Raw genomic sequence first — 11034 nt, 5'->3', positions numbered from 1 at the left:
CGCCGAGGAGTTCCCCGCGCCCGCCCGGCTCGAGCAGCTGCGCGCGCTCGTCGAGCTCGGCGCCGCGCTGCGGCGCAGCGGCCGCCTGGAGGCCGCGCGTGACGTCCTGCGCGGCGCGCTGCATCACGCCGACCGCGGGGGCGCGCGGCGGCTCGCTCAGCGCGCGCGGGCCGAGCTCGTCGCGGCGGGCGCGCGTCCGCGACGCGCGGCGCTCTCGGGCTGCGACGCGCTGACGGCGGCGGAGCGCCGTGTCGCCACGCTCGCCGCGGAAGGGCGCACCAACCGGCAGATCGCGCAGGAGCTGTTCGTCACCACGCGCACGGTCGAGACGCACCTGACCCACACGTTCGCGAAGCTGGGCGTGCGGTCCCGTGACGAGCTGGCCGCGGCGCTGTGGCCCGCGACGCCGGTGCCCGCTTAAGAGCCATTGGCATCCCGCCGCTGCTCACGCGCGCGGGGCAGACTCCAAGGGCCGTGAACCGCGTGGAACGCCAACCCGTCCTGTGGGCCGCCGCCCTGGCGGCCCTGATGGGCGTCTCGCTGCTGCTGCGCACCAGCGCGCTCGACGCCAGCTACTGGATCGACGAGGGCATCGCGGTCGGGATCGCCTCGCACGACCTGCGCGACATCCCGGGCGCGCTCGGCCAGGACGGCAACCCGCCGCTGTACTACCTGCTCCTGCACGGCTGGATGGTCCTGTTCGGCACCACCGAAGCCGCCACCCGCGCGCTCAGCCTCGTCTTCGCGCTGGCCGCCATCCCGGCTTCCTTCTGGGCAGGCACGCGGGTGTTCACCCGCCGCGCCGGGGTGCTGGCGGCGGCGGGCGCCGCGGGCGCGCCGTTCCTGACGTACTACGCGCAGGAGACGCGCATGTACTCGCTGGTCGTGCTGCTGTCGATCCTCGCTTCGGCGAGCTTCGCGCTCGCCTTCGTGCGTGGGGAGCGGCGGCACGTCGCGTGGCTGGGCGTGTGGCTCGCGCTGCTGCTCTACACCCACACGTGGGCGCTGTTCCTGGTGACCGCGATGGGCGCCGTGTGGCTGCACCTGTGGCGCCGCCGCGAAGTGGAGCCGCGCGACGGCGTCCGGCTCGCGATCCTGCTCGCGGTCGCCTACCTGCCGTGGCTGCCGGTCGTGCTCTTCCAGGCCGAGCACACCGCCGCGCCATGGGCCGAGCGGCCGTCCCCGCTGCTGTTGCTGATCATCCCGGGCGGCCTGTTCGGACACGTCGCGCTGCCGCTGCTGGCGATCGCGGTCTTCTTCGCCGTGCGCCGCCTCCCGCCGGTCGATCGCGCGGTCCGGATGCTGCTCGGCGTGGCTATCGGCACCGCGTTGCTGGCGTGGCTGGCGTCGCAGGTCGAGCCCGCCTGGGCCACCCGCTACTCGGCGGTCCTGATGGGCCCGCTGCTGCTCGCGCTCGCCTCGGTGGTCGCGCGCGGGCCGCGCTGGACGGTGCTCGCGCTCGTCGGCGTCGCGGGCGTGTGGGCCGTGAGCGGGCCGTCGGGCGCCAAGAGCAACGTGCGCACGGTCTCCACCACCATCTCGCCGTCGATCCGGCCCGGCGATCTGGTCGTCAGCACGCAGCCCGAGCAGGTTCCGGCGCTGCACCGGTACCTGCCGGGCGGCGTCGTCTACCTCACCCCGATGGGGCTGGTGCAGGACCCGCGCCAGACGGACTGGCGCGACGGGCTCGCGCGCCTGCGCGGCGGGCAGGCCCTGACCGAGTTGCTGCCGGTGATCAAGCGGCTGGACCCCGGACAGCGCGTGTTGATCGTCACGCCGGAGGCGGGCGGGCGGCTGTCGCAGTCGCCGTGGGCGCGCGCGGTGCGCATCCGCACGCGCGAGTGGCGCGCCGCGCTGGACGCCAGCGCCCGGCTGCAGCCGATCGGCGGCGTGACGACGTTCCCGTCCGGCAAGAACGTCGTGCGGGCGCGGCTGTACGAAGTCCGGCGCTAGCGAATTCGCACGTGCAGGTGGTCGTCGTGGTGGACCAGCGGGACCACGACGTTCTTCGGGCCCTTGAGGTTCAGCCGCGGGCCGACGAAGACCTTGACCGCACCGGCCTCGACGAACCGGTCCACGAGCGCCTGGGAGAGCTCACGATCGACCTGTGAGGGCTTGGTCGGCCGCTGCTCGGTGCCGTCCTTGCGCGGGTAGAGGATGTCGATGTCCAGCCCGTTCTGGTGTGAGGCGTGCCCCAGGCCGCCGAACTCGGGGCCGAAGCGCCCGCCGTGCGTGCGCGACAGGTCCATGATCCCGATCCGCTGCGCGCCGTCGTGCTCGAGCCGGTAGGCGTGGATGACGCTGAGCACGAACCGGATCAGCCGGTCGGTGCCGTAGCGGCGCCACTCGCGGTTCGGGATCTGGTTCTTGATCGGGTCCCAGGTGAAGAAGTCCTCGCCCAGCTCGGGGAGCAGGACGCCGCGCACGAGCCGCCCGTTGCGAGCCCAGCTGCCCTTGGCCTGCGACCTGCGCCAGTCGATCGCGGCGAAGTCGGGCGGGGCGCTGGGCTGGTCGAGCGGCTCGCCGGAGGCGGTCGGGGTGGGCGTCTCGGTCGCGACCGGCGTCGGCGTCGGCGCCGGAACGGGCTCCGGCGTCTGGGCGAACGCGACGGCCGCCGCGGCGAGCACGAGGCCGACGATGAGCACGGCGTACCGCATCGGCTTCCAGGTATACCGTTGCGCCGGATGGACCCGCTCGTTGTGAACCGCGCCCACTGGGACGCGCTGGCGACCGTCCACGGCCGCGACGCCTACTACGACAAGGATGCGCTCGTGGCTGGCCGCGACTCGCTGAACGAGTACGAGGCGGCGGCGGTCGGGGATGTGACCGGCCTGGACGTGCTGCACCTGCAGTGCCACATCGGCTTCGACTCGATCTCGCTCGCCCGGCGCGGCGCGCGCGTGACCGGCGCGGACTTCTCGCCCGGCTCGCTGGCGGCCGCCGCCGAGCTGGCGGCGCGCGCGGGCGTCGAGGCCGAGTGGGTCGAGGCGAACGCGATGGACCTGCCGGCCGCGCTGCACGGGCGCTTCGACCTCGTCTACGCGACGCTGGGCGTGCTGTGCTGGATCGGGGACCTCGACGCGTGGATGCGCAGCGCGGCGAGCGCGCTGCGGCCGGGCGGGCGGCTGGTGCTCGTCGAGCTGCACCCGCTGTTCCTGATGGTCGGCTCGGTCGAGCCGCTGCAACTCGACTTCCCGTACGCGTTCGACGGCGCGCGGACGTTCGACGAGCCTGGCTCCTACGCGGACCCTGAGGCGGACGTCAGCGCGACGGCGACCGTCGAATACGCGCACTCGCTCGGTGAGGTCGTGACGGCGGCGCTCGGCGCCGGGCTGCGGATCGAGGCGCTGGCCGAGCACATGGACGCAGCGCGCGACGGCCGCGGGCTGCTCACGCCCGAGGCCGACGGGCGCTGCCGCCTGCGCGTGAACGGTGAGGTGCTGCCGCTGCTGTACACGCTGGTCGCCCGCCGATGACGGAGCCGGTGCTGTTCCTGCACGGGGTGAGCGGCTCGGCCGCGACCTACCAGTGGCTCGAGCTGGAGGACCGGCGCACCGTGCGCGTGGACTTCCGCGGCCACGGCGACGCGCCCCGCCGGCCCGGCACCTACCGGCTGCCGGACTACGTGGACGACGCGCTGGCGGTGCTCGAGGAGCTCGGCCGGGCGGCGGTCGTCGGGCACTCGCTCGGCGGCGTCACCGCGTGGACGCTCGCGCAGCAGCGCCCGGACCTCGTCACGCGCTTGTTCCTGGAGGACCCGCCGCTGTACATGGGCGACCCGGTCGAGCACGAGCGCAACCCGGGCATCCCGGCCTTCCGCGACCAGCAGGCGGCGGTGCGCGCGTGGCAGGCGCGCGGAGCGACCGAGGCGGAGATCGAGGCCGAGCTCGACTGCCGCGACCTCCAGACCCCCGAGGCGCTCGCGGCGCGCGCCCATGCGCTGCGTCGCCTGGACCCCGAGGTGCTCGACCGGGTGGTCGACGGCTCGCTCCTCGCCGCCGCCGACCCCACGTCGCCCGTCGAGGTCCCCGTGCTGATCCTCGCCGCCGACGACGCGTTCGACGCCGCCTTCCCGACCCGTCACGAGGCGCAGCTCGCCCGTACGCACCCGGACGTGCGCGTCGTGCGGTTCGCGGGCGCACCACACACGATCCACGACACGACCGCGTTCCGGGACGCGTACGCGGCGCAGCTGCGCGCGTGGCTCTGACGGTCCGGCACGTCCTCGCCCACGAGGCCGACCGGCTGCGGGAGATCCGGCTGCGGTCGTTGGCGAGCGACCCGGACGCGTTCGGCTCGACCTACGAGCGCGACGCCGCCCGGCCGGCGGAGTGGTGGGAGCGCAGCGCGGCGAACCCCGAGCAGCGCACCTTCGTGGCGGTGCGCGGCGCCGACGAGTGGGTCGGGATGGCGCTCGTGCGGCCAGGCGAGGGCGCGGCGGCCGTCATCAACGCGATGTGGGTCGCGCCCGAGGCGCGTGGCCGCGGGGCGGGCCGCGCGCTGGTGGACGCGTGCTGCGCGTGGGCGCACGAACGCGGGTTCGAGGCCGTGATGCTCAGCGTCCGGAGCGCCAATGCGCCCGCGCGCGCCGCCTACGCCGCCGCGGGCTTCGAGTGCCTGCGCGCCGAGGGCGACGAGCTCGTCCTCAAGCGCGCGCTCGTGTGACCGAGAACACATGTAACGGCCTTCACAACCGGGCGTACTTCCCCCAATCTTGCACCCACGTCCCCCACTCATCGGCATCGTCACGCACGAGCTCCTCGCGGCGCCCGGCACCGCGCTGGCGCCCGCCCCGGGACGTGACGCGCGCACCTGCGCGCCGCCGCGGCTGAACCTGCGCCTGACGTACGTGCACGCCGTCCAGGAGGCGGGCGGGATCGCCGTCGTGCTCCCCGCGCACGGCTTCGGCGACGACGCGCACCACCTGCTCGAGCGCGTCGACGGCCTGCTCTTCAGCGGCGGCCCCGACCTCGACCCCGGCACCTACGGCCAGGCGCCCTCCCCCGAGCTGGGCCCGAACATCGACCGCGCCGCCGACGACTACGAGCTGCGCCTGCACCGCGCCGCGCGCGAGCGCGACCTGCCCGTGCTCGCCGTGTGCCGCGGGATGCAGGCGCTCAACGTCGCGCGCGGCGGGACGCTGCACCAGCACATCGCCCACCACCGCCAGGCCGAGGCGCCGCACGAGGTCACCCACGCCGTGACCGCCGAGGCCGGCTCGCTCCTGCACCGCGTCACGCGCCGCCGCCGGCTCACCGTCAACACCTTCCACCACCAGGCGGTCGACGCCCTCGGCGGCGGCCTGGAGGTCATCGCTCACGCACCGGACGGTCTGCCCGAGGCGGTCTGCGATCCCAGCGCCCGCTTCCTGCTCGGCGTGCAGTGGCACGCCGAGGTCCTCACGCACCGCCCCGAGCACGCGGCGGTCATGCGCGCGCTGGTCGACGCCGCCGCCGCGCGCCCGAGCCTGTCGCTCGTCGCCTGACCGGTCGCCGCACGTACGCGCGATCGCCGGTCTAGTCGTAGTGGTTGATGAGCCGCACGTTGGCGGCGAGCATGATCGCGCCGACGACCAGGACGACGGCGAAGCCGGGCCAGATCGTGCCCCAGTCGAGGTCGTCGAGGATCAGCGAGCGCTGTGACTCCATCAGGTAGGTGACGGGGTTGAAGGTCGCGGCGATCTCCATCGGGCGGGTGAGCAGCTCACGCGGGACGAAGTTCGGCGTCAGGAACATGAGCGGGAAGAAGATCAGGCTGCCGGAGTTGGTCGCGGCGGCGTTGCGGGTCTTGAGCGCGATCAGCTGCAGCAGGCCGACGAACACCACCGCCCACAGCGCGGTGAGCAGCACGAGCAGCACGAAGCCGAGCGGGCCGCTGGCGATCTCGATGCCGAAGACCATGCCGAGCGCGATGATGGCGACGGCGATCACGACGCCCTTGACGAACTCGGCGAACAGACGGCCGAGGACGAGCGCGGCGCGCGAGACGGGCGCCGCGCGCAGCTTGTCGAAGTAGCCGCCCTCGATGTCCTCGACGAGGTACAGCGCGGCGGTGCCGAAGCTCGCCGCCAGCAGCAGGCTGGCCGGGAGCTGGAAGGCGCCGTAGCTCTGACCGTTGAGGAAGTCGGTCGAGGCGGACGGGAAGATCCGCGCGGCCTGGCCGACGTTGACCACGAGGAAGAACAACGGGATGAACAGGGTCGGCAGGATCGCTTCCGGCGTCCGCCACGCCTCGCGCAGCGCGCGCTGGCCGAGCACCCAGGTCTGGTTCATGCGACGACCTCCGAGACCGCGCCCTCGGCCTTGGCGCGGGTGCGGCCGGTGGCGTCCAGGAACACGTCGTCGAGCGTCGGGTCGTGGCTGAGGCCGGTGCGCTCGCGCAGCTCGGCCTTCAGGCTCTCCGGGGTGCCTTCACGCACGATCAGGCCGCCGTCGATGATCGCGAGCCGGCCGCACAACTGGTCGGCCTCCTCCAGGTACTGGGTGGTGAGGAAGACGGTCGTGCCGAGCTCGTTGATGCGGCGCACCTCCTCCCACACGGTGATCCGGCTCGCGGGGTCCAGGCCGGTGGTGGGCTCGTCGAGGAACAGCACCTCGGGCCGGTGGACGAGCGCGCTGGCGAGGTCCAGGCGACGCTTCATGCCGCCGGAGTAGCCCTTGATCAGCCGGTCGGCGGCGTCCTCGAGCTCGACGAGGCGCAGGAGCTCGCCGGCGCGCTCGGCCGCCTCACCGCCGCCCATCCCGAACAGCCGCGCCTGCAGGACGAGCAGCTCGCGGCCCGTCTGGCGCGGGTCCAGCCCGGCCTCCTGCAGCGCGACGCCCATCCGGCGGCGCGCCTGGTCCGGGTCGCGCGCGACGTCCACGCCCGCAACGGTCGCGCTGCCGCGCGTGATCGTGAGCAGCGTGGTGAGCATGCGCACCGTCGTGCTCTTCCCGGCCCCGTTCGGACCGAGGAAGCCGAAGATCTCACCCGGCTCGATCCGCAGATCGACGCCCTTGACGGCCTCGACCTCGCCGCCTCTGCCCTTGTAGGTCTTGACCAGCCCCTGTGCCTCTACCGCAGCTCCACTCATAGGACCAGAGACGATCCCAGGAGCGCGGACTCATCGCTTGGAAATTCTGGCAGTGAGTCGGTCGGCCGTTCGGGGGAGGCGAACCGCGAGCGTCGGCCCGGGACGCGGGTTCGTGGCCTGCGGCGTGGTGCGCAGCGCGCGCGCCGAACCGCCGGCCAGGCCGGGCAGCGTGACGGTGTAGTCGCCGAGCTCGAGCCGGACGATCCCGTCGAGCCGCACCCCGGCGCGACCCGGCGGCAGACGCACGATCCGGCCGTCGCCGTAGACGGCTTCGATCGTCGTGCCGCGGGCGGTGGGGAACTGCGCGTCGACGGTCACCCGGCGCTTGCGCGTGAGCTGCCAGGTGGTCTCGATCGCGGTCGCGGTGAAGCGGTGCGTGGCGGTGACGGTGACGTCCTCGTTCGCGATCCGCGTGGTGGCGCGCAGGTCCTCGAACGGGCCGGGACGGCGCGGATCGACCAGTCGGATCTCCCCTCTGTCGGCGGTCTGGGTGGCGAAGCGCCCGGAGGGGCCTCTGATCACCAAGCCGAAGGCCGCATTTCCCCGCCCGCCGAGGTTGATGGCGTGTCCCTCGCCGTCCAGCAGCCGCGCGGGCTCCACGCCGCCGTACGGGAACGCGCCGCGGTTGGACGCGACGATGGCGGTCGCATAGCGGGGCGTCGAGACGGCGAGGCGACCGATGTCCGAGTCGTAGGCGAAGAACGGCGGCGGCTCGTCGGCGGGCATCGTGCCGAGGCCGAGCGTGATCGCACGGGCCGCGTTGGCCGCCATGCGGGCGGAGAACACGCGCTGGTCGCCCGTCGCCTGGTGCTTGGTGGTCGCGCCGTAGAGGTGGGGCGACGGGTAGGCGTAGGTGTTGCCGTCGGTGAGCATCGTGTCGTACAGCGCGAGCGAGCGGTCGAAGATGCATTTCGCCCAGCCGCCGTAGCGCGGGTCCTCGTGGAAGCGCGGCGTGCTGGCGATCGTGAGCAGGCCCTGCAGCGCGTACGCCCACGTCTTGGCCTTCATCCAGCGCGCGATGCCCAGGCCCGTGTCCCAGTTGAGCATCCCACTGTGCGTCCAGTAGCCGAACAGCGCGCGCCGGACCCAGGCGCGCAGGTGGGCGATCTCGCGCGCCGGCAGCGGCGTCATCCCCACCGCGAGCGCCGGCTCGTAGGCGTGCAGCGCGTGCAGCGTGATGTTCGCGTACTCGGCGCTGTCCAGGTTGGAGGGATCGTCGGCGGGGAAGTGCGGCAGGTAGTTGAAGCGGTAGCTCGGGCCGAGGTTGCGGTCGTCGCGGATGAAGCGCCGCAGCTGGCGGCGGTAGTCGCGCCGCAGCAGCTCGGGGTTGCCGGTGAGCGTCGCGGCCGCCAGGTACAGCTCGGCGTTCCAGTTGAACTGGTTCAGGCGCACGTTCGGGAAGCGGAAGAACGAGTCCCGCGCGACGCGGTCCACGCAGAACGTGAGCCGCTCGATCGTGGCGGCGTCGAGCTCGAGCGCGTCGCGGGCGCGGTAGGCCGCGACGAGCCCTTCCGCCACCTTCGGGTCGATCGACTTGTCCTGCGGCGCGTCCGGCAGCTCGAGGTCGGCGAGCCAGCCGGGCGAGTGGTACATCTTCCCGCGCCGCCCGCGCGGGCCGGTGAAGAACACCGGCTTGTCGATCAGCTGCGCGACGAGCCGGCGCGCGCGGGCGTCGTTGCGGGCGCGCCCGCCGGTGTGGCCGACCTCGGCCGCGGTCGCGTGCACGGTGAGGATCGCGGCGTTGTAGATCGTGCCGACGTTCAGCGTCCCCGCGCTGTAGGCCTGCTTGTGGCGCACCCACGTGTGGTCGAGCCGGGCCATGATCCGGTCCGCCAGCGCCAGGTATTCGGCGTTCGTGAGCGGCGGCGCGGTGATCACCGGCCCGTCGGGCGGGCGCGCCTGCCCGAGCGCGACGCGCGGGTTGGCCGCGACCAGCGCCGCGCCCGCCAGGAACTCCCGCCGCCTCACAGCGCGAACGGAGCGGGCCGCGGCAGGATCTTCGCGCCCTCGACCGTGCGCACCCACTCGTAGCCGAGCGCCTTGCAGTGCGTGAGCGTCACGCCCGCGTCACGCAGCCGGGCGAGGCCGCGCGCGTGCATCTCGCCCGGCGAGCCGGTGGCGTCCTCGACGACGATCACGCGCAGGCCGGCGTCGAGCAGCCCGACCGCGGATTGGTACACGCACACGTCCGTCTCGAACCCGACGAGCACGGCGGTGTTGCGGTGCGTGCCGGTCACCGCTGCGAGGATCTCCGGCGTGCCCGCGAGCCCGAACGTCGGCTTGCGGAACACCGGCGTCCCCGGCTCTACGAAGCCGGGCCGGGTGGGCCCGTGCCGCTCGGGTTCCTCCTCGGTGAGGACGATCGGCACGTCCAGCGCGCGGGCGAGCTTCGTCAGCCAGTGCCCGCGGGCGAGTACGTCGGCGTCGCCGCCGAACCCGGGCTGCACGTCGATCACGACGAGCACGCAGTCCGTGTGGTCGGTCAGTGGCACAGCTCGGCCATCCTGCACGGGCGCACCTGCTCGTGGTTCGCGAGCAGCTGCAGCAGCTCGCTGGCGCGCGCCATGTCCTCGGCCTCCATCACGCCATGGTGGAACATCACGCCGACCGGCCCGCCGGTTCGCAGCTGGGCCGCGAAGCGCTCGTCCAGCGCCTGCGGCGAGAGCCGCGCGACGTCGAGGTGCACCGGCAGCTCGGGCAGCAGGCCGAACGGCTCGGCCTTGTGCTCGCGGCTGAGCAGGCTGAAGCCGAGCTCGACGAGCACCTCCGCGGTGTCGCGCGTGCAGCGGTTCCACGGCGGCGTGAAGAACGGGTCGAGCCGGTCGCCGAGCCGCTCGCGCAGCTGCGTTCGCCCCCGCGCGATGTCGTCGTTCTGCGCCGCTTTGTCGCGCGCCGGCCCGAACTCGCACTTGCGTCCCTCGACCTCGTGGTTGGTGTGCGCGTACCCGTGCTGGTGCAGACCGGCATGGCTGTCGATCAGCCGCGCGGCCAACGCGTCGTGCAGGTCGGCGGGAATCACGGCAAGATCGACGGGCAGCCCGTGCTCGGCGAAGCGCGCGAGGAGCTCGAACAGCCGGGCGTCCTCCCAGCCGGCGTCGTCGTCGCGGAAGAACACGTCGACGGGAGCGGCCAGGGCGTCGAGCGCCTCCCGCAGCACTACACGAGCCTCGCGAGCCGTTCCGCCGCCCCATCCAGCCGGCCGGGATGGATCGCGAGGTGCTCGGCCCCCGCGGAGCGCCACACCTCGACGTCCTCCGCGGTAGCGTCGCCGCCGATCACGGTCCCGGCCGACACGTGGCGCCCGTCGGCGAACTCGCGCAGCCGTGCCTTGAGCGCGCGGAACTCCCCGGGCGTGACGTTGTACGCCTGCCACAGGTCGCCGATCCGCGCCGCTCGCTTGAGCGCCGCGTCGGACTTGCCCCCGATCATCAGCGGGATGCGCGCGCTCGGCCGCGGCTCGAGCACGCCGCCGGCCGGGCCCGTTCCGGTGCGGTGGAGCTGCTCGATCAGCGCGAGCTGCTCGTCCGTCCGCGCGCCCCGCCGCTCGAACGGGACGCCGAGCGCGGCGAACTCCTCTCGCTCCCAGCCGACGCCCGCGCCGAGGATCACGCGGCCGGGCGCGAGCCGCTCGAGCGTGGCGAGCTGCTTGGCCAGCAGCACCGGTTCACGCAGCGGAAGCACCAGCACCGACATGCCCAGCGTGACCCGCTCCGTGCGCGCGGCGATGTTCGCGAGCAGGATCAGCGCCTCGTGCACACCGCCATAGACGTCCCCGAACGGCCGCGGCGGCAGCAGATGGTCCGGCAGCCACACGGACGCGAACCCGAGCGCCTCGACCCGCTGCGCCAGCCGCGCGATCTCGCGCGGGTCCGCATCGGCGACCTCGTTGGGCAGGACGACTCCCAGCGGCAGCTCAGCCATGTCCGATCGACGGTGGTGGGTTGATTCGGTGGTGGATCGGG

At 73.6% G+C, this 11034-nt stretch carries 13 protein-coding genes; 6 read left to right on the top strand and 7 right to left on the bottom strand.

Features of this window, described 5'->3' with window-relative positions; translation table 11 throughout:
- Both OJ962_RS23530 and OJ962_RS23525 read left to right on the top strand, forming a co-directional pair.
- The coding region (locus OJ962_RS23530) for a helix-turn-helix transcriptional regulator (protein ID WP_270006640.1) at positions 1 to 421 on the top strand (421 nt) is incomplete at its 5' end.
- 53 nt (positions 422 to 474) lie between these two features.
- A complete protein-coding gene (locus tag OJ962_RS23525) occupies positions 475 to 1953 on the top strand; it encodes a glycosyltransferase family 39 protein (protein ID WP_202957521.1) in 1479 nt (492 codons plus the stop codon).
- Here the strand turns inward: OJ962_RS23525 and OJ962_RS23520 are convergent.
- Complete coding sequence (locus OJ962_RS23520; protein WP_202957522.1) at positions 1950 to 2657, bottom strand: penicillin-insensitive murein endopeptidase; 708 nt, start codon at positions 2655 to 2657, stop codon at positions 1950 to 1952. The two genes, OJ962_RS23525 and OJ962_RS23520, sit on opposite strands and share 4 nt — an antisense overlap.
- Positions 2658 to 2684: 27 nt before the next feature.
- Between OJ962_RS23520 and OJ962_RS23515 the strand changes: the two genes are divergently transcribed.
- From OJ962_RS23515 to OJ962_RS23500, 4 genes are read left to right on the top strand one after another with little or no spacing between them, the layout of a single operon-like run.
- On the top strand, positions 2685 to 3476 hold the full coding sequence (locus tag OJ962_RS23515) for a class I SAM-dependent methyltransferase (RefSeq protein ID WP_202957523.1): 792 nt from the start codon (positions 2685 to 2687) through the stop codon (positions 3474 to 3476).
- Positions 3473 to 4210, top strand: coding sequence for an alpha/beta fold hydrolase (locus OJ962_RS23510; protein ID WP_202957524.1), 738 nt, complete (start codon positions 3473 to 3475; stop codon positions 4208 to 4210). Before OJ962_RS23515 ends, OJ962_RS23510 begins: the two co-directional genes overlap by 4 nt.
- On the top strand, positions 4201 to 4665 hold the full coding sequence (locus OJ962_RS23505) for a GNAT family N-acetyltransferase (protein ID WP_202957525.1): 465 nt from the start codon (positions 4201 to 4203) through the stop codon (positions 4663 to 4665). Before OJ962_RS23510 ends, OJ962_RS23505 begins: the two co-directional genes overlap by 10 nt.
- Before the next feature lie 49 nt (positions 4666 to 4714).
- Complete coding sequence (locus OJ962_RS23500; RefSeq protein WP_202957526.1) at positions 4715 to 5485, top strand: gamma-glutamyl-gamma-aminobutyrate hydrolase family protein; 771 nt, start codon at positions 4715 to 4717, stop codon at positions 5483 to 5485.
- Between the two features lie 31 nt (positions 5486 to 5516).
- Here the strand turns inward: OJ962_RS23500 and OJ962_RS23495 are convergent, their stop codons facing one another.
- Genes OJ962_RS23495 through OJ962_RS23470 form a run of 6 tightly spaced genes read right to left on the bottom strand, consistent with a single transcriptional unit; the run spans position 5517 to position 10993 of the window.
- Positions 5517 to 6272 (bottom strand): ABC transporter permease, encoded by a 756-nt coding sequence (locus tag OJ962_RS23495; protein ID WP_202957527.1) that lies wholly within the window; start codon positions 6270 to 6272, stop codon positions 5517 to 5519.
- Entirely contained in the window at positions 6269 to 7072 is an 804-nt protein-coding gene (locus tag OJ962_RS23490) for an ABC transporter ATP-binding protein (RefSeq protein ID WP_202957528.1), read from the bottom strand. Before OJ962_RS23490 ends, OJ962_RS23495 begins: the two co-directional genes overlap by 4 nt.
- Positions 7073 to 7102: 30 nt before the next feature.
- Complete coding sequence (locus tag OJ962_RS23485; RefSeq protein ID WP_202957529.1) at positions 7103 to 9040, bottom strand: hypothetical protein; 1938 nt, start codon at positions 9038 to 9040, stop codon at positions 7103 to 7105.
- Positions 9037 to 9564: an isochorismatase family protein gene (locus OJ962_RS23480; RefSeq protein WP_202957530.1), complete on the bottom strand. Its 528-nt coding sequence runs from the start codon at positions 9562 to 9564 to the stop codon at positions 9037 to 9039. The genes OJ962_RS23485 and OJ962_RS23480 overlap by 4 nt, the downstream gene beginning before the upstream one ends.
- Positions 9555 to 10229, bottom strand: coding sequence for a polysaccharide deacetylase family protein (locus OJ962_RS23475; protein ID WP_202957531.1), 675 nt, complete (start codon positions 10227 to 10229; stop codon positions 9555 to 9557). The genes OJ962_RS23480 and OJ962_RS23475 overlap by 10 nt, the downstream gene beginning before the upstream one ends.
- Positions 10229 to 10993 carry a TIGR03619 family F420-dependent LLM class oxidoreductase gene (locus OJ962_RS23470; RefSeq protein WP_202957532.1) on the bottom strand — a complete coding sequence of 255 codons (765 nt, stop codon included), beginning with the start codon at positions 10991 to 10993 and terminating at the stop codon, positions 10229 to 10231. The genes OJ962_RS23475 and OJ962_RS23470 overlap by 1 nt, the downstream gene beginning before the upstream one ends.
- Positions 10994 to 11034 lie beyond the last annotated feature (41 nt).

The sequence above is a fragment of the Solirubrobacter deserti genome, assembly GCF_027587175.1.
Lineage (GTDB): Bacteria > Actinomycetota > Thermoleophilia > Solirubrobacterales > Solirubrobacteraceae > Solirubrobacter > Solirubrobacter deserti.
This window is presented reverse-complemented; position numbering and strand designations above follow the sequence as displayed.

Excerpts from the sequence above, each read along its gene's own strand:
- OJ962_RS23520 (WP_202957522.1), bottom strand. The coding sequence starts at position 2,657 with ATGCGGTACGCCGTGCTCATCGTCGGCCTCGTGCTCGCCGCGGCGGCC.
- OJ962_RS23515 (WP_202957523.1), top strand. The coding sequence starts at position 2,685 with ATGGACCCGCTCGTTGTGAACCGCGCCCACTGGGACGCGCTGGCGACC.
- OJ962_RS23510 (WP_202957524.1), top strand. The coding sequence starts at position 3,473 with ATGACGGAGCCGGTGCTGTTCCTGCACGGGGTGAGCGGCTCGGCCGCG.
- OJ962_RS23495 (WP_202957527.1), bottom strand. The coding sequence starts at position 6,272 with ATGAACCAGACCTGGGTGCTCGGCCAGCGCGCGCTGCGCGAGGCGTGG.
- OJ962_RS23490 (WP_202957528.1), bottom strand. The coding sequence starts at position 7,072 with ATGAGTGGAGCTGCGGTAGAGGCACAGGGGCTGGTCAAGACCTACAAG.
- OJ962_RS23470 (WP_202957532.1), bottom strand. The coding sequence starts at position 10,993 with ATGGCTGAGCTGCCGCTGGGAGTCGTCCTGCCCAACGAGGTCGCCGAT.